Below are 25,162 nucleotides of genomic sequence, written 5' to 3' on the forward strand. Positions count from 1 at the left end.
ATAGAGACGTTAAATACTAATATTTTTTAGAAGGACAATACTCTCTTTTTAAATGCCCAAACAATTAATTGATACGAATTTTTAAGATCTAGCCTTTTCACCATATTTCTACGGTGGGTATTTACGGTATGTTCACTTATAAAAAGCATTTCACCAATTTCTTTACTATTGTAACCAAGCGATAGAAGCTTTACAATTTCTACCTCTCGCTCACTTATAGAATTTTGACTATCGCCAGCGAAAATATTGTGCATCTCTTTTAACGATTTTGGATGTAAAGAATTCACCATAACGAATCACTTCTCAATATTTTTATAATAGGATAGACAATTATTTTATGTAACCCATAGGTAGATGTGCCTCAGATTACAAATCAAAAGTAACAGCTAGCTTAATTAAAGTACAGCGCAAATTGCCTTAATTAAAAAGGTGTTTTTACGGTATTAAAAATAAACACTAACTATTGCCAATACTTTAATTATTAACGAGTTTTATAAAAATTATCCCAAACAAATTATGAACGATGACAAAAACACTGGAACTATTCCAGTAGAAGTAGCCAGACAAATGGTTGATGCATACACTCAATACAGCAAAGAATGCCCGGCTGAGGCTTATACCAAAGCAGTTTGGTTTCCATTAGAACAAATAGAACGCATTTACAATTCGCTCAAAGAAAGAAATTCAGATGGTTTAAGGGTTTACTTTGGGCAGTATACCAAAGAAGCTGCTGCAGGCTTGCCAGATTATTACATCGGAAGAAATACAGTAATTTTTGTTCCAACTACAAAAGCCAAAGGCTATGGAGATCCAATTCATGATGATGATTTAGGCACAGACCCTGAAAATAAAGGCGAAATTTGTCCACAGGCATGTGATGGTACTGCTTTATAAAAATGATTAAAATAATAACGCCTTCAAATACCGTAGAGCTAATCTGCTTAATTATAGCGATTTTTTGCTTAGCTAAAGACAAAAGTTTGTTTTGGAAAATTGCCATTATATACATGGCAATTACTTTTACAACCGAAACAGTAGCATCTATAATGAGTAAGATATTCCATCAATATAATGTATGGCTATACAATCTTTATATTTTGGTTGAAGACAGCTTTGTTAGCTACGGTCTCTACAAATTTTTGAAGGAGTACACAAACCCCAAACCGATTATTATAGTCGGTTCGGGGTTAATGTTTATATCCTATTGCTTCGACCTGTACAGCCATGGCATAGCAGAGCTGCACAACATAACCATAAATGTATCTGCCATAATATTTGTTGTTTATGGTTTATATTATTTTCTGCTCCTTTTAAAAGACGACAATTTTATCAGGCTAAAGTTTCACCCTCAATTCTGGTGGGTAGTTGGTGTACTTTTCTACTATTTTGGTGGCACAATTATTAACTTATTTAACGAGGTATTGTTTGTTAAAGTAAGCACAAGTCATTATTTAAGATGGTATATTTACATCCTACTTAATCTACTTTTATATAGTTTTTGGTCATATTCCTTTATATGCAGAGCTCGACAACGCAGGTTACATCTTTAATTGTTTTAGCAACACTCATTTTTCTTTTAATGCCTGTATTTTTAATCATCTACATTAGGCTATACAATCAGCATAAGAAAAATCATGTTATCGAAAAACAAAACATGCAACAGAAATTTGATTCGGAGATTTTAAAAACCCTGGTCGAAGTGCAGGATCAAACCATGCAGAGTATTGCTACAGAATTACACGATAATGTTGGCCAGTTACTCAGCTTAACATCGCTCACCCTTAATTCCATCAACTTAACAGACCAAGAAAAGGCTGGAAAAAAAATAGAAAACTCACTTTCGCTTTTAAGTAAATCCATAAAAGAACTTAGAGAGCTGGCTAAATTACTCCATGGCGAACAAATTGTAGAACATGGAATTGGCCATGCCATTGATCAGGAAATAAGCTGGCTGAGTAAAACTGGCGCATACGAACTTAAAGTTTCTAATGATCTTTTTGATGTTCAGGTATCTTCACCGGATAAAGATTTGATTATTCTTAGATTACTTCAGGAAATTATAAACAATATAATTAAACATGCCCAAGCCACAGTTATTCAAATAGATACTTATTTTAGTGATGAAAAGCTATTTCTGAAAGTTAAAGAAAATGGAATTGGCTTTGATTACGTTGAAACTAAGGCAAAAAAAACAGGTATGGGCTTAAATTCCATTCATAAAAGAATCGACATGATTAACGGGAAATTAGACTTAAATTCGTCACCTCAAATCGGCACAACAATATTAATCGAAATCCCCTACCCATAATTATGCAGATGCCAACCATACCTATTGCAATTGTTGATGACCATACGCTTTTTCGTTCTGGATTAGCCAGTCTTTTAGAAGAATTTGACGAAATTGAAGTTATTTTCGAAGCCACCAATGGTGTTGATTTACAAAGCAAAATCACTAAAAATGCTGAAGTAAAAATTATCTTAATGGATATAAACATGCCCTTAATGGATGGTTACATGGCTACAAAATGGGTTAAAGACAATCACCCAAGCGTTCATGTGCTGGCATTAAGCATGTTCGAAGATGAAAAAGCAATTATCGGAATGCTCAAAGCAGGCGCCGTAGGTTACATGCTTAAAGAATCTACCCCTTCAGATTTGCTTACCGCAATAAAAACAATAGTTGCCAAAGGTTTTTTTGTAAATGAAATGGTTTCGGGAAGGTTGCTTGTTGCACTTAAAGATGGAGACACCAAACCATTATTTACGGCAAGAGAACTATCTTTTCTCCAATTTTGCAGCAGCGATTTAACATACAAAGAAATTGCAGATTTGATGAATGTAAGTCCAAGAACAGTCGATAACTATCGCGAATCCCTTTTTGCAAAGCTTAATATAAAATCTAGAACCGGTCTTGTGGTTTACGGAATTAAGAACAATCTGATTACCATTTAATTATTTCAATTTCTGCATAAAATAAATCAGAAAAAAATTGCATAACTAATTAATTAGTTTTAACTTTAATTTAGGCAATAATTTTGCCCTTATCCTTATTATTAAAGTTATTATGGAAATTAAAGATTTAACCAAAGCCGAAGAGCAGATTATGCAGGTGTTGTGGCAATTGGAAAAAGCATTTGTTAAAGATGTAATTGATGAATTACCCATCCCAAAACCAGCTTACAACACAGTTTCAACCATTATCAGGATTCTAGAAACAAAAGGTTTTATTGGCCATGAGGCATTCGGTAAAGCCCATCAGTACTATCCGTTAATCAGTAGAGAAGAATACAAGCGCCACGCCACAGAAAAGCTTTTAGGCAATTATTTTGAAAACTCTGTAGAAAGCATGTTTTCATTTTTTGTGAAAGAAGAAAAGCTTGATTTAAGCGATGTAGATGAAATCTTAAAAATGATTAACAAAATTAAACACAGACCAAGATGAGTTTTGCCCACTACCTATTACAGGTAAACTTATACTTAATAGTTTTTTATGGTTTTTATAAGTTGCTCTTAGATAAAGAAACATACTTTACCTTAAACCGTATCTACCTTGTTGCTGCCGGCGTATTATCGTTATGCATTCCTTTTATTCGTTTAGAATGGCTAACAGAACAAAAGGCAGCCCAACAAGTTTATGCATCGGTTAATTGGGATGCCGTATTAGCGCAAGCAACGATAATTACCGAAAACAACTCTCGCTTTAGCTGGGGAAGTGTTTTGGTATCAATCTACTGTGCAGGTATATTGTTTTTTCTGGGAAGGTTAGTGTTTAACCTATTTGCCGTAAAAAAATTAATTAAGAATGCTAAGTCTGGTTCAGCCTTTTCATTCTTTAGCAAAAAAATAATTGATAAAGAACTTCCTCAAATGGATGTGATCGACATCCATGAGGAAGCTCATATTAAGCAGTGGCATACTTTGGATATTCTGTTTTTTGAGATTTTGGGTATTTTAACCTGGCTAAATCCAGTAATCTATCTCTACAAAAAAGCAATTAAAAACATTCATGAATTTTTAGCTGATGAAATGGCTGCAGATTTTCAGGGCGATAAAGCAGAATATGCACTATTAATTTTAAGTAAGTCTTTTGGAATCTCACCAAATAGCTTAACCAATGGTTTTTTTGATAAGTCTTTGATCAAGAAAAGAATTTTCATGTTGCATAAAGAGCGTTCCAAAAAAACTGCTGTGGTAAAGTATGGAATTTTTATTCCTCTATTCGCCATTCTGATTGTATTCTCATCAGCAACGATTAGAAAAAATGAAAAATTAATTTCCATTACCGATCAGATTCCAATGGAAAAACCAATAGAACTTGTTCAGAATATTGTTTCGCAAACAGATCCAGTCGTTTTGCCAGCATCTAAAACAATTGTAAAAGGCGAAACTGATGCCAATTGGAAAGGATTTTACAATTTTCTCTCTAAAAATATAAACTACCCTACCGAGGCTAAGGAAAGTAATCTTCAGGGCAATACGCAAATCAAATTCACTTTAAAAAACGGGCGGATAAATAACCTCAGTTCAAGTGTAGATTTAGGCGAAGGCTGCGACGAGGAGGTGATGAAAGCCATTTTATCCTACAAAGGCTATAAAACTATACCCAACGGAAAATACGCCCTTAAAGTTTCGTTTGCTATTGCTGACACAGAAAGCAAATTTAAAAACAACAATATCGAATCGATAATCGGATATCAAGATTTAAGCAACGTAATGGTTACTGCTTACAATGATCCGGTACCCAAAATTGAAAAAGATGACGATAAAGTTTACGATTTTGTCTCAATAGAAAAACAACCTGAGTTCCCAGGCGGTATAAAGAAGTTTTACGAATATTTAGGTAAAGCAATCAAATATCCCGAACTGGCAATTGAAAATAATGTGCAGGGAAAAGTTTTTTTAAGCTTTAATGTAGAAAAAAATGGCGACCTAACGGATATTAAAATAACTCGTGGGTTGGGAAGCGGAACGGATGAAGAAGCAATAAGAGTGCTAACGGAAAGTCCAAAATGGTATCCTGGAATCCAAAACGGGCAAGCAGTGCGGGTTAAATACAACATTAATGTAAACTTTACTTTGGCTAATGATAAACCCACAGCAACAGAGAAAACCGCTGGTGTAAAAATCCCTATAAAATTCGATGGTGTACCCCTTAATAGTGCAACAGCACCACTCATTGTGGTTGATGGCGTTAAACTTTCGAATAACATGCTATTAAATACTATTAATCCAAATGATATAGAGTCGATTTCTGTACTTAAAGATCAATTGGCTACTAATTCCTATGGTTTTAAAGCTAAAAATGGAGTAATTCTAGTTACTACAAAACAGGCTAAAAACAATCTGTTTAAAAAATTAGAAGGCAAAGAATTAATAATAGAAAAAGCTTATGATCAAGGTATTAGATAAAATTTAGCATTAAAAGAATCATTCCATGAGAAAATTACTTTTAGTATCCATTATATTTTTAGGCCTAGCACTGAACGTTTTAGCCCAAAAAGCTGACAGCACCAAAACCGTAAAAATTACACTTCGAGATTCGAATCCATTATCTGTTAGAGAGCCGCTTATTGTAATTGATGGCAATAAACAGTTTGTTCGAGGTATATCTTCTATAAATGGCTTAGACCCAAATTTAATAGAATCTGTAACTGTTTTAAAAGACAGTTCTGCTACGGCACTTTATGGCATTGAGGGTGTGGCCGGCGTTGTGATCATAAAAACCAAAGAGGGAAAAGGCGCAGTAGAAGCCCCTATGCCCCCAAGGGTTCCAAACGATAAGATAGATGGAAAAGAAGTTGGTATTAGTTTAAGAAAACAGAATCCAACTGCATCAGCTAAAATAGATGCTCAGAGGTTATTGATTTTTGGAGATTCACTCTCGAATTCTCAACTAAAACCTCTATATATAATTGATGGAAAAGAAGCTTCAGACATTGATTTTAAGACAGTTAAGCCAGAAGATATAGAATCGATCGAGGTACTAAAAGATGCTTCTTCAAAGTCCCAATATGGTGATAAGGCAAATGGTGGTGTTGTAATTATCAGAACCAAAAAAGCGAAAACCGCTCCAAAGAAAAATTAATTAAACATTTAATAAAAAAACAATGAGAAAGCTAATGATTTTAGCCCTATTGGGCATTGCCATGTTCTTTAATTTTGCAAAGGCGCAACATAAAGATAAAGTTTATGATTTTGTATCTGTACAGCAACAACCACAATTTCCCGGAGGAATAATGGCATTTTACAGCTACTTAAGCAAAAATATTAAGTATCCAGAAAGTGCTAAAAAGAACAATGAACAAGGTAAAGTATTCTTGTCTTTCATCGTTAACAAGGATGGTTCCCTAACAGATTTACAGGTTATTAGGGGATTAAGCCAGTCCTTAAATCAGGAAGCTATAAGGGTTCTAAAATCTTCTCCAAAATGGAACCCAGCAAAGCTAAACAAACAGCTTGTAAGGGTTAAATATAATATCGCGGTTAATTTTAGTCTTGGATAATTAACTGAAAATTATAAAGCCATTCATTAAGCCTCAGTAATAATTACTGGGGTTTTATTTTGGACTATATTATCTTCAGATTAAAGGTTTGTACCTATATTTGAAGCTTAAACTATAAAATGAAAAATCTCTATTTAACGCTCCTTTCCATCCTATTCTTCGGTTTTGCTGTACACGCACAAGAATCGAAACCCCTTGGCAAAATTAATGCGCACATCATTTTAGATGGGAAGCTTCTGCCTATAGACACGGATACATTAAAGCACTTTAAGGAGGATGATATAGACTATGCAACAGTTATAAAGGATACCGAACATAAGGCAATTTTTGGTGTAAACGATGAGCAAATGCTTTTAATTGTAATTACAAAGGCCAATAAGAACAAACCCGAAAATGTTGCGCTTAGAGAGAAACTCTCAAAAATCAATTTTGCTGGGACTCCGAAAATGGCAATAAATCCAACTTTGAAAAAACCTTCAAAAGATTCCATCGCCAGCGGAACTTTCGATTTTGTGAGTATCGAGAAGCAACCACAATTTCCTGGAGGGATTAAAGCTTTTTATCAATACTTGGGCGAGAATATTAAGTACCCAAAAGAAGCTCAAAAAAACAAAATTTTTGGGCGGGTATTTCTCTCTTTCATTGTTGAAAAAAATGGTGAATTATCAAATATAAAATTGATAAGGGGTGTAAGCTCAGATATAGATGCCGAAGCCATTAGAGTAGTATCGGGATCACCAAAATGGAGTCCAGGTATTCAATTTGGTGTACCTGTAAGGGTAAAGTACAACATCAACGTTAATTTTAATCTTAATTAATAAATGTTGACAATAATATAATCTATTAAAAACCACAAAACCCCAGCTAAAATAGTCGGGGTTTTATGATTTCTCTCCTGTCTCGGAAGTCTAAATTTATAAAATCTTTAATGTATATACAAATTTTACAGAATAAAATTTCTAATAGCGATAATTTCATTATGCTAACATAGGATTATCATCGGTTTCGCAAACTTTTATTTTGTACCTGATCTGTTATTCGATCTTTCGATTGCAAATAAACCACTTTCATATGTTTTCAAATGGTAAATTCTTGGTTAAAGATTAGTATTAAGATCCATTAATTGTTTCCAGATAATATTTTTTACCCGCCATAAAAAAAGCCCTCACTAGGTGAAGGCTTAAGACCCAGCGTTTAAGCTGGATGCACAGTATACTTTTAAACCGTTTCTTCTGAAATGAATTTTGCTGATGCAAAATCACGATTCATACGAGCGATGTTTTCTAAAGAAATTCCTTTAGGACATTCTGCCTCGCAAGCACCGGTATTGGTACAGTTACCAAAACCTTCAGCATCCATTTGCGCTACCATGCTTTGAACACGGCGGTAACGTTCTGGCTGACCTTGAGGCAATAATGCCAACTGAGAGATTTTAGCTGAAACGAATAACATTGCAGATGCATTTTTACAGGTTGCAACACATGCACCACAACCAATACAGGCAGCTGCTTCGAAAGCCGCATCTGCTTGCATTTTTGGAATAGGTAAGTTGTTTGCATCTTGCGCATTTCCTGTATTTACAGAAATGAAACCACCCGCAGCGATAACTCTATCAAACGCAGAGCGATCTACCGTTAAATCTTTAACAACCGGAAACGCAGCTGCCCTCCATGGCTCTACAACAATAGTATCGCCATCTTTAAAAGAACGCATGTGCAATTGGCACGTTGTAACAAGATCTTTTGGTCCGTGAGGTCTACCATTGATAAACATTGAACACATTCCGCAAATTCCTTCGCGACAATCGTGATCAAATACAACTGGTTCTTCGCCTTTGTTAATTAATTGCTCGTTTAACACATCGAACATCTCTAAGAAAGACATGTCCGGCGAAATATCGGCCAATTTATAATCTACCAAAGCACCTTTGGTTTTGTTATTTTTTTGACGCCATACTTTAAGCGTTAAGTTCATATTTCCTGTACTCATTGTATCTCAGATTTGAGAATTGAGACATTAGATATGAGAATTGAGAATTTACATCCCACATCTCACATCTCACATCTTTCCATCTATTTATAACTTCTTTGTGCTACTTTAATATTTTCAAACTTCAATTCTTCTTTATGAAGCTCGAAGTTTACACCTTCTTTAAATTCCCAGGCGGCAACATATGCGTAGTTTACATCATCACGCAATGCCTCACCTTCTTCAGTTTGATATTCTTCACGGAAATGACCACCACAGCTTTCGTTACGGTTTAATGCATCAATACACATTAATTCGCCAAGCTCGATAAAATCGGCCACGCGACCTGCTTTTTCCAATTCGGTGTTTAATTCATCAGCCGTTCCAGGTACACGGACATTACTCCAGAAATCGGCACGTAAGGCTCTAATTTCCTGAATAGCTTCGTTTAAGCCTTGTGCGTTACGAGCCATTCCACATTTTTCCCACATAATGTGACCTAAACGTTTATGGAAATGATCCACTGATTTAGTTCCTTTGATATTGATCAAAGTATCTAAAATACCTTTTGCCTTAGCTTCAGCCTCAACAAATGCTGGATGATCTGTTGAAATTGCCTTTACCGAAATTTCTTTTGATAAATAAGCACCGATAGTATAAGGGAGAACGAAATAGCCATCGGCTAAACCCTGCATCAAAGCAGATGCACCTAAACGGTTGGCACCATGATCTGAGAAGTTAGCTTCACCCGTACAATATAAACCTTCAACACTGGTCATTAAGTTATAATCAACCCATAATCCACCCATTGTGTAGTGAACTGCTGGATAAATACGCATTGGTGTTTCGTATGGATTTTCGCCAGTAATCTGCGCATACATATCGAACAGGTTACCATATTTTTCCTTGATAACTTCTGTGCCTAAACGCATACAAGTTTCCTTATCAGGATTATGGTTACCAGCTTTAGAAGCTTCAATTTTACCATAACGTTCGGTGTTTGCTTTAAAATCCAAGTAAACAGCCAATTTAGAAGCACCAACACCATAACCTGCATCGCAACGTTCTTTGGCTGCTCTCGAAGCCACATCACGAGGAACCAGGTTACCGAAAGCAGGATAACGACGCTCTAAATAATAATCTCTTTCATCTTCTGGAATTTCAGACGCTTTACGTGTATCATCTTTCTTTTTAGGTACCCAGATACGTCCATCGTTACGTAACGATTCAGACATCAAGGTTAATTTAGATTGATGATCACCAGAAACTGGAATACAGGTTGGGTGAATTTGGGTGTAACAAGGATTTGCAAAATAAGCACCTTGTTTGTGTGCTTTCCAAGCTGCCGTAACGTTACTGCCCATTGCGTTTGTAGACAGATAGAATACGTTTCCGTAGCCACCTGTTCCAAGCACAACAGCATGGCCGAAGTGACGTTCAATTTCTCCGGTAATTAAATTACGGGCAATAATACCACGAGCTTTACCATCAATCTTAACAACCTCAAGCATTTCGTGGCGCGTGTACATTTCTACTTTACCCATACCAATTTGACGTTCTAAAGCAGAATATGCACCTAATAATAATTGCTGTCCGGTTTGACCTGCAGCATAAAACGTACGTTGAACCTGTGTACCACCGAAAGATCGGTTATCTAACAAGCCACCGTATTCGCGGGCTAAGGGAACACCCTGAGCCACACATTGATCTATAATGTTGGCACTAACTTCTGCCAAGCGATGCACATTGGCCTCGCGGGCACGGTAATCGCCACCTTTAATGGTATCGTAGAATAAACGATAAGTGCTATCACCATCATTTTGATAATTTTTTGCCGCATTGATACCTCCTTGAGCAGCGATAGAGTGTGCTCTACGCGGAGAATCCTGAAAACAAAAACATTTAACTTTATAACCCATTTCGGCTAAGGTAGCTGCTGCCGAAGCACCTGCTAAACCAGAACCTACAATAATTACTTCTATACTTCTTTTATTCGATGGATTAACCAAAGCCACAGATGACTTAAATTTTGTCCATTTTTGGGTCAATTCGCCTTCCGGTATATTTGAATTAATTTCTGACATATCTTTCGTGCTTAAAATTATTTAATTAAACCTGCATAAACTGCAATTGGCATTGCCGCAAAAAGCAATGAAATGATAATTGAATACCAAACGCCAACGTTTTTAATTATACCGTTATATTTTGAGTGATTCCAACCCATTGTTTGAAATGCAGATGCAAAACCATGCAATAAATGGTAGCATAAAGAAACCATCGCCAATATGTAAACCGCAACTCTTACCGGATCCTGAAATTTCTCTTTCATTACGCCATAAAGATTTTCGTTGCCATTGGCATCAATAGTTGGAATGCCTGTAAAACGAGAAACAACCCAAAAATCTTTTAAGTGAACTACCAGGAAAATAAGCAATAAAGTACCTAGCAAACCCATTGAACGGCTATACCATTTACTATTTGCCTGACCATCGTTTACAGCATATTTAACTGGTCTAGCTTTTTGGTTTTGCAACGTTAAACGCAAAGCCTGGAAAATATGAACCAATAAACTAATAAACAACACGTATTCACCAGCTCTGATGATCCAGTTTGTTGCCATAAAGTGTGCACCAATGTTAAACTTTAAGCCATCGTCATCCAAAAAGATTAACGCGTTAATGCCACAGTGTACAATTAAAAAAAGTATCAGGAACAAACCTGTAATACCCATTATGAATTTCTTCCCAATAGAAGAAGAAAAAGCATTTCCGAAACCACTCATTTGATTAGGATTAATATCTAAATTTCTTGCAAAAGTATTTAATTATAGCTTTAATTTATAAAGCATTATGACAAAACAGCGATAAAGTATTTATTTAGAAACATTCTAAAGCTATATCGCAAAAAATCGAAAGAATATGAATTATTATTGGTTTTATTTGGCCACTTTTATACTTAGTGTATCTACAAAATTCCATTGCTATATAATTCATTATATTTTCAATGCGAGATAGTGATGGACTGAAATCTCAAAAACATTTCATTTTCATCATAAAATTTTTATTTTAGCTCATGCAAACCATGGGTTGGCAAATCCCTATTCATTTTTTATCCCAAAGCGAGTTAAAGCACCCTTAGCTTATTTGTTGAATTCTAATAAAAAAATGAAAAGATTATTCTTCCGTTACCCATTTCTATTTTTAATTCTAGCCGCAGTTGTTATCGCTAATGATATTTTACATTTTTCTCCCGGCCAGGTTAACACAGGCTTTACACGTTGGCTAGTTCCATTAGTATTAACCATTTTTGGTTTATTGGGTTATGTACTTAAACGAAATGAGCAACAAAAACAAGCAAGCAACAATCAGCAACCAACACCTTTTTAAAATATGGGATTATTTAAAAATTTATTCGGCTCATCGTCAAAAAGCGAAATTCAGAAACTGCCTACACACAAAGAAGATTGGGACACCTACTTTACCAATGTAGATCATAAATTAGGTTCAATTCTGATCGATCTTGGCTTCAAATCAATTGCCCCTATAAAAGATAAGGCTAGTTTAATCTGGATTTCCATTCAGATGAATAATCCAAGAGAAGATGGCTTATCTTCTGCAGAAGAAAGTGATAAACTCTATGAAATAGAAGACAATTTGGTTAATGCACTAACTAAAAAATTTGATTGCGTTTATCCCGGTCGCTTAACTTCCAATGGACATCGAGATTTATATTTTTATTTCAGCGATAGCTTATTATTTGATAAAACCATTTCTGAAGTTATGGTTGCTTATCCTAATTACCAATACGATTTTGGAATTAAAGAAGATACCAATTGGACAGCTTATTTAAATTTCCTATACCCCTTACCTAATCAGTACCAGACTATGCTCAACCGAAAGGTTTTGGAAAGTTTGCGAAAATCTGGCGACAATCACGATCTACCAAGAAAAGTGGATCATTATCTTTATTTCAAAGCATTGTCTGATCGGGTAGCTTTTATTAAACAAATTGAGGGGTTAGGTTTTACAATAGAAAATGAAGGGGAGGGTTCTCAATTCGAATACTCTTATTCTCTTCATTTAACCAAAATAGAGCCGGTGGATTATGACACCATAAACGAAACCACAATCAAGCTTGCCGAAGAAGCCCGGAATTTTCATGGCTATTACGATGGCTGGGGATGCCCGATTGAAAAATAGTCATAATAATTATAAACCAAACCTAAAAAGAATCATGGATTTAAAAAAAGTAAAATTTCGAACGATTGCAATGGGCGTATCAGCTGTGCTTTTGGCCTTTGTATTTGTTACTTCTTGTGGCAAAAAAGATGACAATATTTGCATTCAATGTAGTGCAAGTGTTACTCAGAGCTCCGGCAATGCGGGTAATTTAACTACAAGTTCGATGGAAAACTGTGGCAGTACAGCAGATGTAAATTCAGCCGAGGCAACTTTCAGAGCTCTAAATACCGGAAGCACAATCAACTGTACAAGAAAGTAATTCGATTAAAAATCCATCCCTGATTCAAAAATTCTTAAAATTCATCCCACAAAAAAAGTCCCGATTTGCATCGGGACTTTTTACGATTTATGTGTTCGAGTTTTCTTAAGCTACTTTAACATTTACCGCGTTTAGGCCTTTTCTACCTTCTTCTACATCGTAGTTTACGGTATCATTCTCACGAATGTTATCAATTAAGCCTGAAGCATGAACAAAAATTTCGGCATCGCCATTAGATGGAGTGATAAATCCGAAACCTTTAGTTTCATTAAAAAATTTTACTGTTCCTTGTTGCATTATATTGTATTTAATTTCTCCAAAGGTACAGTTAAATCCCTATAAATCAATTTTTTATTTTTTTGTGGGTAATTTATTCCTAAATACATTGATTGATTGCGTTTTAAGCCCTATTTAATGCTGCGATTTATTCCATCAATGCTTGATGTATCTCCAGGTTTGATGAGCAAAGCCCGCTCAAAACAAGCTTTTGCTTCGGCTTTTCTGCCAGAAAAAAGCATAGACCAGCCCAGCATATGGTTTCCATCATAATCAAAGGGATACAAGCTTACCACCTTTGCAAAATATTTTGTTGCCGAAGCATATTGTTTTCTGTTGTAAATAATTACGCCAGCCCAATAATTGGCCTGCGTATTTTGCGGATCGAGTTTTAAAATGTTATTGTACTGTTCTAAAACTTTATCCCAACTGCTCATTAAAGAAAGTGGTTTTACCAATCCAAATTTTGCTTCTACTGCATTTGGTCGAATATTTACAGCTCTTAAATAATAGTTTTGAGATGTAGTATAGTTCTTCGCCAGATAATACAGCCAGCCTATTCGAAGGTTTAGCTCATAATTATTCTCAGCATAAAAAGGCATTACATCACTTATGGCCTGGCTGTAATTTTTCTTTCCTTCATCGTTATAGCTATTTTGAAAAGCTTTTTGCAAGGCAGAATTCGCCTGTGCATTTGCCTCAAATACAGAAAAGCCAATAGCAGAAAATAATAAAATACGCTTTAAAAATTCCATGTAATGCCTCCGTTAATTGAGTGTTGTAAATAATTAAATTTAAAAATATTATCTGATTTACGCTCAAATGTATAATTCAAACCTAAAAGTATGTGCTGTTTTAACAAAAAATAACAATTGGAGACAATCTTGAACTTAGTTTTGTCGAAACCGTTATAGATATATTGACCATCAGCCTCGGCATAATTATATTGATTCCCGAAGGTAACACCCTCTTCGAACCAAAGATTTCTAATTGGCTTAAAACCGATCAACTGATGAAAAACCAGATTTTCATTACTTAAAACATCCATCAGTGTTAATCTTGATATGCTATAGAAGTTTAAGTTCCCTGTTAAATATTTTGTAAACTTTAAATTATACTGTCTTGTTTTTTCATCGCCAATCTGCGATAAAATAAAATCGCCTTGCAAATCGCTTCCTGCATCTGCGTACCTCAGTCCAAGCAAACCAACATTATTTTGATAAACCAGCTGGCGCAGATTTGAGCGCATGTAATGATAAGCACCAATGATATTTATTTTTCGAAATGGCGTGTAGTTTACTTTGGCATAATACCCAGGTTGCTCAATATTGTCATTATGGATGGGTTGATTAAAGTAGGTAAAAGACTGAGACAAACTTAATCCGTAACCCAATCGCATATCAACAAACGCTCTCGAATAAGAAGAATTTCCACGCTCGTAAATATTGGTAAACTTTATTCCGGTTTCTGCTCCTGCAGATAATAAACTGAAGCGATTTACTTTCTTGCCGGCAACGGTTTTATCTTCTAAACGTTTAGCCAAAAAACCGGCATCTTCTAGTCTATTGAGATAAACATTGCATAAATAAGCGTAATAAAGTGCTATTTGATTAAACTGATCAGTTTCTAAAATTTTATTGTACTGAACCAATGCATCAGAAAAATTTCCTCTTACAAAAGATGCATAACCAATTCGCAACCTCAAAAGCGGAAAATCGTCGCCCTTGGCAAGAGCATCTTTTCCAAAAATGATTAGTTTTTGCCATTCTGCTGAATTATATAAGGATAAGGAAATACTATCTGTTTGTTGAAATCCGGTTTGAGCCTTGCCAATTGTTACAAAAACAATTAAAAGAAGGGCCGTTAACTTAAGTCTGTTTCCCATTTAATTTTAACTTTTTTGTTTTTGTACTGCAATTCTAAATCGTTAATTCCTTTGTTGCTGATTTTAATTTCGGCATCAAATATTTTTTTATCCCGTCCAAATATTTTGTCTTTTACGCCAACTTTAACGATTAGCCCATCACCTTGTAAGATGGAAACATTCGAATAAATTGTTTTGATGTAAGTGAAAAACGGGGAAATCAAATCCTGTAACCATATACTTGGCTTAAAGCTTTCAGAATCTGTTGCATAAACATCGTTAACCGGATGTGCCGAGAAATTAATTTTATATGCGCTTTGATAAAAATGATACAGCAGAGATTTCTTGCTTCCATAAAACCGCGTAAAATAAAACGTGTGGGTGTTACTGATAAAATAAGCAACTGCCTGATTTTCGTGACAATAAAAATAGTTATAGTTTAGGCTATCGGTAAAAACTTCCCAAGTTTCCTGTTGTCCGTTTTCGCCTTTAATTTTTGCTTGATAACCTGGCTGAAAATTAAATGCATGTTTTAAATAAGCATTAATATCTGGCGATTGAATGGTTTCGCCCTCTTTAGGAATCTCAAAATTTTGAAGCTGATTTTGTTCATTTACAAAATATGCAAAGGGATAAGCTAAAGTTTTAGAGCCGATAAATGGTGTAATCTGCGCTTGAAAATGAAGATGCGGTTCAGGCGAACGGCCCGAATTGCCACATTTTGCTATAATTTCTCCCTGCATTACAAAATCTCCAGCCTTTACTTTAGCCGAATGCTTTTTTAAATGAGAAACTTTCGAGTATAAATTATCAGCATGTTTAATCACAATGGTATTCCCCCAATTTTCCTGGAGATTAACCTGTCCAATAACGTTATCGTCTAGGTGACTGATTACTTCTTGCACAGTACCATCTGCAACTGCTAAAACTGGTTTGTTAAAACAAAAATAGTCTTCAGGTTTAATACCCGGTAACTGATAGGTTTTATTATCCAGATCTTTCAATACAAAATCCAATGCCTGGCTCCATTCTCCTTTGTGGGTAATCAAACCTTCGTAACCCTGTGAAACCGTCCATGCCCCCATAAAAGGTAAACTCAGATTTAAATATCTCAAATCTTTTAATCTTTCCTTTCCATTTACAAATTGATACAAATTGGTTTCTGGAGAATAATTTTGGAGTGGGGTAAGTTGCAGTTTACCGGGTTTCTGTCTAAGCATAAAAAAATACAAAAGCCCAATGGTTGCGAAGCAAAATGGCATTGAAAATACAGGCAAATTGTATAAACCGAGAATCCGGGAAAGGCCATTGACCAATAAAAATGTAAATGGAATGGCGATTACAGCCCATAAATAAGAGCGCCATGATGGGATCAGAAAAAATCCGCCGATTGCGCAACTCACCATCATAAAGTTTGCACCCAAATGGTAATTGCTAATTCCTTCTGGATAAGTTCCTGTAAGATGATTTATAAGACAAGCGACAATAAAACCAATAACCAATAAGCTGAAGCCGATTCGGGAATGGATGAAAAAACCGATACTTATGATTATGCCTGCAAGAACGCTATTCTGAAATAATACGGCACTTACCGATCTAAAAAACAAAGCCAAATAAGGCGACATGTTTAAATCATCAAAAAACCTGCAAAGCTGAGTAAAATGAGATGGCCCACTGGTATTCAATTCAAAAATAACATAGCTGCTTTTTTGCATTAAGCCCATACCTGCATAGCCATTTACGGCGATCAGGACAATCCAAAAGGTTATAATAAACGGAACAGATAAAGTTGGAAGGGCATATTTTGCAAAAAGTGCTTTTAGGTTAACGCTTAGCATTATACAAAGCAATGTTGATGCGAAAAGCCAGAACCAGAATGCATAATTGAAGTTGTAGAAAGTTCCAAAACCGATGCCTAAAAGCAAGGAATTGAAGCTGTATAATCCTAATTTAATATCTTCTTTATCAAAGCCCAAAATGGTAACCAGTGCAATAGAAAAGCCAGCAGAAATTAGTCCGCTTACTCCGGCAGTTAAGTTGAACATGGAAACCACAAACAATAAAATACCCAAAATTTTGTTCTGCGAAAAAAACAAAATCGCGTAGCTGTTTAGGCCAGCATTTAGGTAATATTGAAGCTGTTTTTTCAAGTATATTTTATTTCAAATGTTCGGGTATTTGTTCCATCATCTCTAAATATTCTAGAGTTTCTGGTTTTCTAATTTGATGACTTTGCCCATTTTGATCAATCAAAACAACTGCTGGCCGCATATTTATAAACTGCATCCACTGTGTCATATTATATGCTCCAACTTTATGTACCACAACTTGGTCTCCAGTTTCTAAAAGCGGTAAATTTATACTTTCTCTAACCACATCTATATTCATACAGAGCGGGCCAAAAAGCACGGTTTCCTCCGTGTATTGAGAACCTTCTTGCGCCGGACTTATTTTATGATCGTACCAATTAGAAGTGAACAGAATATTGATTCCAAAATCCATTATAGTTGCTCGTCTACCATCGCTTAACCTTTTATTGGCAATTACGCTCCCCAATAAATAACCTGCATCATCTATTAAAACCCGACCACTTTCTAAAATCAGAGTTGGCAGTTCATCTGAAGTAAAGCCAAAATCAAGAATGGTGCTCGTAATCGCTTCAGCAAAATCTTCTACAGATGGAACTGTATCTATACCAGGCAAGTATGCGCCTTTTAAAGTATTGGTTGATGGAAACCCACCCCCTAAATCTATATATTCAATTGGATTTTGAAGTTCAACCTTACAACGCTTAGCTAAATCGCAAAGCTTTTTAGAAGCAACGGAATACGCAGATGTTGAAAGCATAAATGTACCGATGTGGCAATGCAAACCGATCAATTCTAGATTTTTTGCCGAAGCGATTTTATTTATCGCTGTCCAAGCTTGACCATTTTCGTAGTTAAACCCAAATCTATCCCAGATTGGATAAACACCAGTATCAAAATTTACTCTAATGGCTACTTTAGCTTTTTTATTGTTCTGTTCGCAAATGCGGATGAGCAGATAAAGCTCATCAAAATGATCGATATGAATGAGCGAATGATTTTCGATTGCAAAAACTAAATCAGCCTCTTTCTTATCTGGTCCATTAAAGATAATCTGATTGCCCTGAACCCCATTACCAAGTGCCTTATGATATTCGAAACCCGAAACCACTTCTGCCCAACTGCCTTCTTGATGAAAAATTTTGCAGATTGCATTTAGATAATTGGTTTTGTAACTCCATGCAAATTGAACTTTTGGATATCTGGTTTTAAAAGAACGAACTGCCGATTGGTAGTTTCTTCTAACCTGTTTTTCAGACAATACAAATACAGGCGAACCATATTCCGCAATTAAATTTTTAACTGGAACACCGTCAATATCTTTAACAGGATCAAAATCAGTACGCGTACCAAACTTATTCATAAGTCCAGTATTCATTTTTTTGATTGTTGGCCGTTCGTATTTTTGTTTCATTTAGTTAGTATCAAGACACGCATTCAAACTTATGTTTTCTTATATCCCTTATATTATCCAATTCTTTACTGGTCGTAGCGTCTCGCTAAAAAAACCACTTCTTTCTCGTATGTTTTATATGGTCAAACTTCTCTTATGTCGTAGCGAGATTTAAAGCCCTAAGTATCTATAATTCATTAATTATTCCAACCGCACTATCTGGTTGTAGCGTCCCGCTACTACCCACTTTTTTCTGACTCAAACTTATATTTTCTCATATTTCTTATATGGTCAAACTTCTCTTATGTCGTAGCGAGATTTAAAGCCCTAAGTATCTATAATTCATTAATTATTCCAACCGCACTATCTGGTTGTAGCGTCCCGCTACTACCCACTTTTTTCTGACTCAAACTTATATTTTCTCATATTTCTTATATGGTCAAACTTCTCTTATGTCGTATCGAGACGCTACAACTAGGGATTTAAGCTCTAATAGGTACCCATAATTCATTAATTATTCTAAACTCACTATACTGGTTGTAGTGTCTCGCTACTACCCACTTCTTTCTGACTCAAACTTTATATGTTTTTATATTTCTTATATGTTCAAACTTCTCTTATGTTGTAGCGAGATCTACAACTAAAAATTGATACCTTTTTACAACTCTCCAAATGCGGAAAATTTCTGGAATTCTTCAACATCTACCACGTTATCCCAAGCATATCTAATAAACATTTTTCCCGTTTTATAAGTCGAAAATTCATCAATAGGATTTCCTAAAGCTAAATCTACCAATGCTTTTGGCTGGTTTTGCCCCGAAGCAACCGTTAGATAAATCCATGCTGGAAATCGCGGATTTACCTCCATAATATATAAATCGCCTTTATCGTTTTTCATAATTTCTAGTTCGAAACCACCTTTCCAGTTTGTAGCCTTCGCAAAATCTTGAGCAAGCGCAATTAGCTTTTCATCTTCAATGGTAATTCCTGCCCATGCCTTACCTTTTTCGGTGATGTACATTTTCCGCATTGGAATTACACTAATTGCGTTTCCCTTGCCGTCTCCCAAACCTGCAATATTAATTTCAGTACCCTTTATAAACTCCTGAATAATGATTGGCAAGCCCCATTTTGCATGCAACTTATGAAAGGCCTTATGTGCATCTGAAGCATTTTGAACAACATAAGCATCGTAAAATTTTCCCTTAACCAATAAAGGATAACCAAACTTCTCTGCTGAAGCCTCAATATCCGATGATTTAAAAATAACTTCATCAGCAGGTATTTTAAAGTTATTTTTATCACCAAAAGCCTTTAAATTTACTTTGTCTCTTTCTTCTAACTGTTTATGCGATGGCAAAAATGTTTTAATTCCAACGGATAATAACTCTTTTTCTATTTTAATAAAGTTGTAAAGTTCCGCATCAAAATTTGGAATCAGCACATCGATATTTTCGTTTTCCTGAATATAATTTAATCGTTCCACCAATGCCTTAACACCAGCAGAAGGATATGGAATCTGATATGTTTTATCTATCTGATCTTTTAAATAAATAGCAGGTTCCAATGTTTCATAAGCTAAGCCGATAATCCTTAACTCATCCCGAAAACCTTCTCGCAAAGCTCTAATCACCGCCAACCCAGGACCTGGATTATCGTTCGCATTTAAGCCTGTAACCGCTATAGTTAATGCTTTAGATTTTTGCTGATCTTGAGAAACGTACATGATTAGTTTGGGTTTTTGGCTTATAAATCTAAAAGATTAGCCTCTTTTAATTGCAACATATAATCGTCCCAATCTCGTTCCAATTGACTGGGCTCTACTTCATATTTATCTAAAATTCGTTTTTTTATTTCCTGTTCGGTTTCCGCCAATTTCATATAGGCCAAAATTTCTGCCGCAATGCCATTGCTCGTAAAGGAATCGCCCGTTGCCGGATTGAAAATAAATCCATTTTCGCTTGTTGCAATATTCGATTTTAGTTTCATATCTATTTAAATATTTCCTTTCTGCTGATTGATAAAATCGGCATAAGCATCGCCAACAGGCAATTCAGAATTAGCCAGTTTAACTTTCCGATTATGAATGGATTTTATCTTGTTCAATGCTACGATATAACTTCTATGAATTCTTGCAAACTGATCGGTAGGAAGCTTCTCCAAAACCTTTTTCATTGTCATTAAGGTTAGCGTTGGTTTATCGCTTGTACTTAAATAAATTTTAAGGTAATCGCCCATGCTTTCAATATATTCAATATCACGAAGCAAGATTTTAATCATTTTATATTCAGAATACACATAAATACTTTCGTCGTTTGTGCTTTCCTGGATCGAGTTTTTATACTTATGAAAATCTATCGCTTTTTCTACCGCAGCGGTAAAACGCGTAAAATCAATCGGTTTTAAAAGATAATCTATAGCTTGTAACTCATAACTTTCGAATGCATAATTTCTGTAAGCCGTTGTAAAAATAATCATCGGGCTGTTTACCAAACTGCGAACCAGTTCAACTCCGGTAATATCGGGCATGTTTACATCCACAAAAAGTAAATCTACAGGGTTTTGCTTTAAATACTCGGCACCGGAAAGTGCATCCTCAAAAACCTGTACCAACTGCAATCCCGGAAACCTAGTCACATAAGTTTTTATTAGTTCGAGCGCTAAAGGCTCATCATCAATAGCTACACATTTTAAAGCCATAATTTAATTTTAAAGCGTTAGCAATTTACACACAAATTAACCGAAAACATTTCCTGCTCGTTACTGATATTGAGCTGGTGGCGCTGAGGATATAAATGTTCCAATCGTTGCCTTGTATTCGCGATACCTATTCCACTACGTTCTAAATTTGATTTGTATGGGTATATTTTATTCTGGCAAAAAAAATCAATTTTATTAGCTTCGATGCTTAGGTTAATGTTTATTATGGTTTTCTCTTTTTTGGTAACCCCGTATTTGAAAGCATTTTCTATAAAGGTCATAAAGATTAAGGGCGCAATTTTTTTCCCATCGGGTTTTCCCTGAACATTAAAATTTAACTCTGCATCAGCGCCCAAACGCAATCTCTGCAATTCAATATAATCTCTAACACAGTCAATTTCATCTTTCAGCATTACAAAATCCTGGGTAACATCATCTGTAACATATCTCATAATGTTCGAAAGTTTCATAATGCTTTCTGACGTGTGTTCGCTATTGATTACCGATTGAGTGTAAATATTGTTCAGAGTATTGAACAGAAAATGAGGATTGATTTGTGCTTTTAAAAAAGAAAGTTCGGCTGTGGCTTTTTCGGCCTCGGCTTTTACTACTTTAGACTCGGCATTTTGCCAACGCTGAACGGTACTTGTGGCAATGCTCAAGCCCATAATCATCATAAAAATAAATAGGCTGATTACATCAATATTTTCTGATTGATGCAAATCCAAAATCCCTTTTTGTCTTTTAAGGTTAGGATCTTGCATCCGCAGATCTTGATTGGGCAAAGGTCCAAATGGCATTGCGATATTAGGCCCCATCGTGGTATCTTTTCCGGGCTGCAAAGATTGGTTTAAACCTTTCGGCTGGCCATCTTGAAATCCCTTTAAGGCTGCGATTACACTTTTATTGTGCCCCAATAAATTATCATACGGTTGCGAATAATATACAAAACTAAATAAGCCTAGAAGAACCGCCGTATAAATAAAATACCGTTTTTTAAACATTAGCTTTGGCACTAAAACCAAGGCATTAAAATAAAACATAACCATATAGGTAAGGCAAAAAAGCCAGTAATATGGCGAAGCCAGCAACAAAAAACTACTCTGACCAGATTGTTCGTTATTAATAAAGAGCAACGGAAAAGTTAAAAACAATAGCCAACCTGCTGCATGAATAATGAAAGTTGGAGTTTTAAAGCGTTGCATGCTACAAATTAATAATATTTTTCTCGGCTATTTGGTAAGATTTTGCTTTGAGAATTAACTAGCTATAAACCAGTTCGCTTTTTTGCTCATATTTTACTACAATATCGTTATTCATTTTTACCATAAAGGTTTCATTATTGTTTCCTGCATCGTAACTTAAAATCAACGTATCGTCAACTATTTCATGCAAAACTAATTTCGGACTTGTATAGGTAAGGGAAACTACATGGCCAGCTTTATTTAATAAATCAGAAGCATAAATATTCAGTTCGGCAAAATCAAATAAGATAGAATTTCCGTCCTCATCATTAAGTATGGGCATTTGGTTATCCAATGCCTCAACTGTATTCATGATAGAATAATTAAGCTTTTGATGAAGCGAATTTGCCCTTTCATTTGCTTGAACCATATCAGCAAAGGTATTTAAACTGTTATTTAGGCTATAAATTTTTGATTTTTTCTGAAATTCCTTATACGTATCGTGATAGATTCTTCTTTCAAAATCATTTTTACACATAAAATTGAAATACTGTTTCGAGCTAAGATTAATGTACGCTAATGCCATAATGTTGGTGTTAGTTGCTAATTCAAATATGAATACTTATTAAAAATTAAATTATAGTGTATCGGTAAACACTGATTATCAATCGGTAAATAGCGAAACTAAAATTTGATTATGAAAAACAGATGAACTTGTAAAACAGAATAGAGTGGTTTTTTTTAAAACAGTTTAAAATTGCTGGTTAATCATTATCGAATGAATGTTTAATTAAGTTCTATCTTAAGAAGTCAAGATTAAAACGATTTTATTGGAACTATATTGGAATATCTTAATTATTGGGTAACCATTTAAGCATTTTATCAATTATTGGCCCAAAAAAAATGCTCCCAAAATTTGGGAGCATTTTTTTAAGCTTTACTATTTTAATTATTGAATCGGGAAGTTGAAATTATAAGTTCCCTGTTCATCTACACCAGCAATTCTGATGATGTTGTTTTTGGTTTGTGGCAATGCTTTTTGTACATCAGCAACACTGTTTACGTTTAAGCCATTTACCTTGGTTATAATTAATCCTTTTGGTATTCCGTAACTATCAAATGCTTTACCTGCTGCTACACCAGTAACCACAACACCGTTAGCAATACCAAATTTAGATTTTTGAGCCGGAGAAACTGGAGCAAATGTTGCACCCAATTTAGAGATCTCAGCACCTTTAGCTGCATTGTTTTTAGCAACTACACCTACGCTGGCTTCGCCTTTTAAGGTTACTGTATAATCTTTCAAGGCACCATCTCTTAAAACCGTTAACCTCACTTTATCGCCAGGATTTAAACGGCCAACTTTCTCTTGTAAATCTGGTGAATCGTAAATTGTAGCACCATCAACTTTTTTGATGATATCGCCAGATTTTAATCCCGCTGCTTCTGCTCCACCACCTGCAACAACATCATTAACATACAAGCCATTAATTTCACTTGTTTTAATCTCTTCTGGATTATCAGCACTTAAAGGCACAAAGTTTACACCTATATAACCTCTTTTTACTGAGCCATATTTCATAAAATCATCAACAATCTTTCTGGCTAAGTTAACTGGGATTGCAAAACCATAACCTTGATTGTAACCACTTTGAGAAGCGATAGCAGAGTTAATTCCAATTAATTCGCCATTTGCATTTACCAAAGCACCACCACTATTTCCAGGATTAATTGCCGCATCTGTTTGAATAAATGCTTCAATACTTGAATTTGGAGCCTGTTGTGGTCTTTTGCCAGTACGACGATACTCCTCATACTCTTCTTCAGTTAGTTGATTGCCTTGCTGTTGCTCGCGACCAATAATACCAATACTACGGGCTTTTGCGCTTACAATACCTGCTGTAACCGTTGTATTTAAATCTAACGGATAACCTACTGCTAAAACCCATTCGCCCACTTGCACATTATCTGAGTTACCCATTTTTACAACCGGCAAACCTGTTGCATTTACTTTAATTAAAGCCAAATCCGTGTTTGGGTCGCGACCGATAACCTTGGCTTCAACCTTGCGTCTATCTGTTAAAATTACTTCAACCTTATCCGCATTTTCAACTACGTGATTATTAGTAACGATATAACCGTCCTGACTGATAATTACACCAGAACCCGATGCTGCTCTAGGCTGGCGTTGCATTTGGCGACCACCCCCACCAAAAAAATCATCAAACATATCAAACGGAGATGAACCGCCCTGTGCTTTGCTTGATGCTGCATAAGTTGTTTTAATGTGTACTACTCCTGGCGCAACCGCTGCTGCTGCCTGGGTAAAGTCTGCCTCACCAGCCGATGAAACTTTTAATGGATTATTGGCAAAATACAACTGTTGTTTTTCAGAAATTGTACCTCCTAATTGGTTACGCTCAAAAAGTTTGTAACCCCCAATGGCTGCGGCACCACCTATAAACGCAGCCAAAACTGTGATTCCTAATATTTTTTTCATGTGTTAATTATTTATTTTTAATAAAGGTCGCGAGAGCATTGTGTTCGTCTTTGATTTAAGCAGAATGCCCCAGCAGTTTTTATCTGCTTAAATTTCTTTCGTTAGTTTATTCAAATTTAATACCATATAAACGATATTTGTATAACTAAAGCACTTGGTTTTGTGTTAAAAAATGTTAAATCAAAAA

Annotated in this window: 27 protein-coding genes; 12 read left to right on the forward strand and 15 right to left on the reverse strand. The window is 35.4% G+C overall.

The annotated features are described in order from the left end of the window. Nucleotides 1–26: 26 nt before the first annotated feature. On the reverse strand, nucleotides 27–290 hold the full coding sequence (locus tag DF947_RS09890) for a response regulator transcription factor (protein WP_109929529.1): 264 nt from the start codon (nucleotides 288–290) through the stop codon (nucleotides 27–29). Nucleotides 291–516: 226 nt separating this feature from the next. Here DF947_RS09890 and DF947_RS09895 point away from each other — a divergent pair, with 226 nt between their 5' ends. The 9 genes from DF947_RS09895 (at nucleotide 517) to DF947_RS09935 (ending at nucleotide 7,321) form a co-directional block, all read left to right on the forward strand. Continuing rightward, nucleotides 517–894: a hypothetical protein gene (locus tag DF947_RS09895; RefSeq protein ID WP_109929530.1), complete on the forward strand. Its 378-nt coding sequence runs from the start codon at nucleotides 517–519 to the stop codon at nucleotides 892–894. A 2-nt stretch (nucleotides 895–896) separates the two neighbouring features. Continuing rightward, nucleotides 897–1,550, forward strand: a complete 654-nt coding sequence (locus tag DF947_RS09900; RefSeq protein ID WP_109929531.1) for a hypothetical protein — start codon at nucleotides 897–899, stop codon at nucleotides 1,548–1,550. Further along, complete coding sequence (locus DF947_RS09905) at nucleotides 1,517–2,308, forward strand: sensor histidine kinase (RefSeq protein ID WP_109929532.1); 792 nt, start codon at nucleotides 1,517–1,519, stop codon at nucleotides 2,306–2,308. The genes DF947_RS09900 and DF947_RS09905 overlap by 34 nt, the downstream gene beginning before the upstream one ends. 2 nt (nucleotides 2,309–2,310) lie before the next feature. Then, the gene (locus DF947_RS09910) at nucleotides 2,311–2,952 is read left to right on the forward strand and encodes a response regulator transcription factor (protein ID WP_109929533.1); all 642 of its coding nucleotides are present in this window, start codon (nucleotides 2,311–2,313) and stop codon (nucleotides 2,950–2,952) included. Between the two features lie 112 nt (nucleotides 2,953–3,064). Beyond that, nucleotides 3,065–3,442, forward strand: coding sequence for a BlaI/MecI/CopY family transcriptional regulator (locus tag DF947_RS09915; protein ID WP_109929534.1), 378 nt, complete (start codon nucleotides 3,065–3,067; stop codon nucleotides 3,440–3,442). After that, a complete protein-coding gene (locus DF947_RS09920; RefSeq protein WP_109929535.1) occupies nucleotides 3,439–5,409 on the forward strand; it encodes a M56 family metallopeptidase in 1,971 nt (656 codons plus the stop codon). The genes DF947_RS09915 and DF947_RS09920 overlap by 4 nt, the downstream gene beginning before the upstream one ends. 25 nt (nucleotides 5,410–5,434) lie before the next feature. Further along, nucleotides 5,435–6,085 carry a TonB-dependent receptor plug domain-containing protein gene (locus DF947_RS22410; RefSeq protein ID WP_109929536.1) on the forward strand — a complete coding sequence of 217 codons (651 nt, stop codon included), beginning with the start codon at nucleotides 5,435–5,437 and terminating at the stop codon, nucleotides 6,083–6,085. A 22-nt stretch (nucleotides 6,086–6,107) separates the two neighbouring features. Further along, nucleotides 6,108–6,503, forward strand: coding sequence for an energy transducer TonB (locus DF947_RS09930; protein WP_109929537.1), 396 nt, complete (start codon nucleotides 6,108–6,110; stop codon nucleotides 6,501–6,503). A 119-nt stretch (nucleotides 6,504–6,622) separates the two neighbouring features. After that, a complete protein-coding gene (locus DF947_RS09935) occupies nucleotides 6,623–7,321 on the forward strand; it encodes an energy transducer TonB (RefSeq protein WP_109929538.1) in 699 nt (232 codons plus the stop codon). Nucleotides 7,322–7,721: 400 nt separating this feature from the next. Here DF947_RS09935 and DF947_RS09940 read toward each other — a convergent pair whose 3' ends face one another. The 3 genes from DF947_RS09940 to DF947_RS09950 all read right to left on the reverse strand — a co-directional run bounded on the left by DF947_RS09940 (nucleotide 7,722) and on the right by DF947_RS09950 (nucleotide 11,253). Continuing rightward, a complete protein-coding gene (locus tag DF947_RS09940; RefSeq protein ID WP_109929539.1) occupies nucleotides 7,722–8,492 on the reverse strand; it encodes a succinate dehydrogenase/fumarate reductase iron-sulfur subunit in 771 nt (256 codons plus the stop codon). A gap of 83 nt (nucleotides 8,493–8,575) precedes the next feature. Continuing rightward, the gene (locus tag DF947_RS09945) at nucleotides 8,576–10,555 is read right to left on the reverse strand and encodes a fumarate reductase/succinate dehydrogenase flavoprotein subunit (RefSeq protein ID WP_109929540.1); all 1,980 of its coding nucleotides are present in this window, start codon (nucleotides 10,553–10,555) and stop codon (nucleotides 8,576–8,578) included. Between the two features lie 17 nt (nucleotides 10,556–10,572). Next, nucleotides 10,573–11,253 carry a succinate dehydrogenase cytochrome b subunit gene (locus DF947_RS09950; RefSeq protein ID WP_109929541.1) on the reverse strand — a complete coding sequence of 227 codons (681 nt, stop codon included), beginning with the start codon at nucleotides 11,251–11,253 and terminating at the stop codon, nucleotides 10,573–10,575. 382 nt (nucleotides 11,254–11,635) lie between these two features. Between DF947_RS09950 and DF947_RS09955 the strand changes: the two genes are divergently transcribed. Genes DF947_RS09955 through DF947_RS09965 form a run of 3 tightly spaced genes read left to right on the forward strand, consistent with a single transcriptional unit; the run spans nucleotide 11,636 to nucleotide 12,971 of the window. Continuing rightward, nucleotides 11,636–11,857 carry a hypothetical protein gene (locus DF947_RS09955; RefSeq protein WP_109929542.1) on the forward strand — a complete coding sequence of 74 codons (222 nt, stop codon included), beginning with the start codon at nucleotides 11,636–11,638 and terminating at the stop codon, nucleotides 11,855–11,857. Nucleotides 11,858–11,860: 3 nt separating this feature from the next. Continuing rightward, nucleotides 11,861–12,670, forward strand: coding sequence for a DUF695 domain-containing protein (locus DF947_RS09960; protein ID WP_109929543.1), 810 nt, complete (start codon nucleotides 11,861–11,863; stop codon nucleotides 12,668–12,670). Between the two features lie 34 nt (nucleotides 12,671–12,704). Continuing rightward, nucleotides 12,705–12,971, forward strand: a complete 267-nt coding sequence (locus DF947_RS09965; protein ID WP_146202895.1) for a hypothetical protein — start codon at nucleotides 12,705–12,707, stop codon at nucleotides 12,969–12,971. 105 nt (nucleotides 12,972–13,076) lie between these two features. Here DF947_RS09965 and DF947_RS09970 read toward each other — a convergent pair whose 3' ends face one another. From DF947_RS09970 to DF947_RS10020, 11 genes are all read right to left on the reverse strand, one after another. Continuing rightward, nucleotides 13,077–13,268 carry a cold-shock protein gene (locus DF947_RS09970; RefSeq protein ID WP_010599638.1) on the reverse strand — a complete coding sequence of 64 codons (192 nt, stop codon included), beginning with the start codon at nucleotides 13,266–13,268 and terminating at the stop codon, nucleotides 13,077–13,079. Between the two features lie 110 nt (nucleotides 13,269–13,378). Further along, nucleotides 13,379–14,002, reverse strand: coding sequence for a tetratricopeptide repeat protein (locus tag DF947_RS09975; protein WP_109929545.1), 624 nt, complete (start codon nucleotides 14,000–14,002; stop codon nucleotides 13,379–13,381). Beyond that, complete coding sequence (locus DF947_RS09980) at nucleotides 13,990–15,132, reverse strand: hypothetical protein (protein ID WP_109929546.1); 1,143 nt, start codon at nucleotides 15,130–15,132, stop codon at nucleotides 13,990–13,992. The genes DF947_RS09975 and DF947_RS09980 overlap by 13 nt, the downstream gene beginning before the upstream one ends. Beyond that, the gene (locus tag DF947_RS09985; RefSeq protein ID WP_109929547.1) at nucleotides 15,111–17,261 is read right to left on the reverse strand and encodes an urea transporter; all 2,151 of its coding nucleotides are present in this window, start codon (nucleotides 17,259–17,261) and stop codon (nucleotides 15,111–15,113) included. The genes DF947_RS09980 and DF947_RS09985 overlap by 22 nt, the downstream gene beginning before the upstream one ends. Before the next feature lie 7 nt (nucleotides 17,262–17,268). Beyond that, complete coding sequence (locus DF947_RS09990) at nucleotides 17,269–18,576, reverse strand: type III PLP-dependent enzyme domain-containing protein (RefSeq protein ID WP_205940770.1); 1,308 nt, start codon at nucleotides 18,574–18,576, stop codon at nucleotides 17,269–17,271. Between the two features lie 673 nt (nucleotides 18,577–19,249). Next, on the reverse strand, nucleotides 19,250–20,317 hold the full coding sequence (locus tag DF947_RS09995) for an ATP-grasp domain-containing protein (protein WP_109929549.1): 1,068 nt from the start codon (nucleotides 20,315–20,317) through the stop codon (nucleotides 19,250–19,252). A 20-nt stretch (nucleotides 20,318–20,337) separates the two neighbouring features. Next, nucleotides 20,338–20,580 carry a PqqD family protein gene (locus DF947_RS10000; RefSeq protein ID WP_109929550.1) on the reverse strand — a complete coding sequence of 81 codons (243 nt, stop codon included), beginning with the start codon at nucleotides 20,578–20,580 and terminating at the stop codon, nucleotides 20,338–20,340. Nucleotides 20,581–20,586: 6 nt separating this feature from the next. Then, nucleotides 20,587–21,291 (reverse strand): LytR/AlgR family response regulator transcription factor, encoded by a 705-nt coding sequence (locus DF947_RS10005; protein ID WP_109929551.1) that lies wholly within the window; start codon nucleotides 21,289–21,291, stop codon nucleotides 20,587–20,589. Between the two features lie 17 nt (nucleotides 21,292–21,308). After that, the gene (locus DF947_RS10010; protein WP_109929552.1) at nucleotides 21,309–22,496 is read right to left on the reverse strand and encodes a sensor histidine kinase; all 1,188 of its coding nucleotides are present in this window, start codon (nucleotides 22,494–22,496) and stop codon (nucleotides 21,309–21,311) included. Nucleotides 22,497–22,554: 58 nt separating this feature from the next. Beyond that, nucleotides 22,555–23,061, reverse strand: coding sequence for a hypothetical protein (locus DF947_RS10015; protein WP_109929553.1), 507 nt, complete (start codon nucleotides 23,059–23,061; stop codon nucleotides 22,555–22,557). A gap of 363 nt (nucleotides 23,062–23,424) precedes the next feature. Continuing rightward, nucleotides 23,425–24,975, reverse strand: a complete 1,551-nt coding sequence (locus DF947_RS10020) for a trypsin-like peptidase domain-containing protein (RefSeq protein WP_109929554.1) — start codon at nucleotides 24,973–24,975, stop codon at nucleotides 23,425–23,427. Nucleotides 24,976–25,162 lie beyond the last annotated feature (187 nt).

The sequence above is a fragment of the Pedobacter paludis genome (genome assembly GCF_003173575.1).
In the GTDB taxonomy this organism is placed as follows: Bacteria; Bacteroidota; Bacteroidia; order Sphingobacteriales; family Sphingobacteriaceae; genus Pedobacter; species Pedobacter paludis.

What these genes read in the sequence shown, in the direction of transcription:
- DF947_RS10010 (WP_109929552.1), bottom strand. Translation starts at nt 22,496, where the DNA reads ATGCAACGCTTTAAAACTCCAACTTTCATTATTCATGCAGCAGGTTGG.
- DF947_RS09930 (WP_109929537.1), top strand. Translation starts at nt 6,108, where the DNA reads ATGAGAAAGCTAATGATTTTAGCCCTATTGGGCATTGCCATGTTCTTT.
- DF947_RS09990 (WP_205940770.1), bottom strand. Translation starts at nt 18,576, where the DNA reads ATGAATACTGGACTTATGAATAAGTTTGGTACGCGTACTGATTTTGAT.
- DF947_RS10015 (WP_109929553.1), bottom strand. Translation starts at nt 23,061, where the DNA reads ATGGCATTAGCGTACATTAATCTTAGCTCGAAACAGTATTTCAATTTT.
- DF947_RS09935 (WP_109929538.1), top strand. Translation starts at nt 6,623, where the DNA reads ATGAAAAATCTCTATTTAACGCTCCTTTCCATCCTATTCTTCGGTTTT.
- DF947_RS10005 (WP_109929551.1), bottom strand. Translation starts at nt 21,291, where the DNA reads ATGGCTTTAAAATGTGTAGCTATTGATGATGAGCCTTTAGCGCTCGAA.
- DF947_RS09895 (WP_109929530.1), top strand. Translation starts at nt 517, where the DNA reads ATGAACGATGACAAAAACACTGGAACTATTCCAGTAGAAGTAGCCAGA.
- DF947_RS09915 (WP_109929534.1), top strand. Translation starts at nt 3,065, where the DNA reads ATGGAAATTAAAGATTTAACCAAAGCCGAAGAGCAGATTATGCAGGTG.
- DF947_RS10000 (WP_109929550.1), bottom strand. Translation starts at nt 20,580, where the DNA reads ATGAAACTAAAATCGAATATTGCAACAAGCGAAAATGGATTTATTTTC.
- DF947_RS09920 (WP_109929535.1), top strand. Translation starts at nt 3,439, where the DNA reads ATGAGTTTTGCCCACTACCTATTACAGGTAAACTTATACTTAATAGTT.
- DF947_RS09965 (WP_146202895.1), top strand. Translation starts at nt 12,705, where the DNA reads ATGGATTTAAAAAAAGTAAAATTTCGAACGATTGCAATGGGCGTATCA.
- DF947_RS10020 (WP_109929554.1), bottom strand. Translation starts at nt 24,975, where the DNA reads ATGAAAAAAATATTAGGAATCACAGTTTTGGCTGCGTTTATAGGTGGT.
- DF947_RS09995 (WP_109929549.1), bottom strand. Translation starts at nt 20,317, where the DNA reads ATGTACGTTTCTCAAGATCAGCAAAAATCTAAAGCATTAACTATAGCG.
- DF947_RS09955 (WP_109929542.1), top strand. Translation starts at nt 11,636, where the DNA reads ATGAAAAGATTATTCTTCCGTTACCCATTTCTATTTTTAATTCTAGCC.
- DF947_RS09970 (WP_010599638.1), bottom strand. Translation starts at nt 13,268, where the DNA reads ATGCAACAAGGAACAGTAAAATTTTTTAATGAAACTAAAGGTTTCGGA.
- DF947_RS22410 (WP_109929536.1), top strand. Translation starts at nt 5,435, where the DNA reads ATGAGAAAATTACTTTTAGTATCCATTATATTTTTAGGCCTAGCACTG.
- DF947_RS09940 (WP_109929539.1), bottom strand. Translation starts at nt 8,492, where the DNA reads ATGAGTACAGGAAATATGAACTTAACGCTTAAAGTATGGCGTCAAAAA.
- DF947_RS09910 (WP_109929533.1), top strand. Translation starts at nt 2,311, where the DNA reads ATGCAGATGCCAACCATACCTATTGCAATTGTTGATGACCATACGCTT.
- DF947_RS09890 (WP_109929529.1), bottom strand. Translation starts at nt 290, where the DNA reads ATGGTGAATTCTTTACATCCAAAATCGTTAAAAGAGATGCACAATATT.
- DF947_RS09960 (WP_109929543.1), top strand. Translation starts at nt 11,861, where the DNA reads ATGGGATTATTTAAAAATTTATTCGGCTCATCGTCAAAAAGCGAAATT.
- DF947_RS09950 (WP_109929541.1), bottom strand. Translation starts at nt 11,253, where the DNA reads ATGAGTGGTTTCGGAAATGCTTTTTCTTCTTCTATTGGGAAGAAATTC.
- DF947_RS09900 (WP_109929531.1), top strand. Translation starts at nt 897, where the DNA reads ATGATTAAAATAATAACGCCTTCAAATACCGTAGAGCTAATCTGCTTA.
- DF947_RS09975 (WP_109929545.1), bottom strand. Translation starts at nt 14,002, where the DNA reads ATGGAATTTTTAAAGCGTATTTTATTATTTTCTGCTATTGGCTTTTCT.
- DF947_RS09980 (WP_109929546.1), bottom strand. Translation starts at nt 15,132, where the DNA reads ATGGGAAACAGACTTAAGTTAACGGCCCTTCTTTTAATTGTTTTTGTA.
- DF947_RS09945 (WP_109929540.1), bottom strand. Translation starts at nt 10,555, where the DNA reads ATGTCAGAAATTAATTCAAATATACCGGAAGGCGAATTGACCCAAAAA.
- DF947_RS09905 (WP_109929532.1), top strand. Translation starts at nt 1,517, where the DNA reads ATGCAGAGCTCGACAACGCAGGTTACATCTTTAATTGTTTTAGCAACA.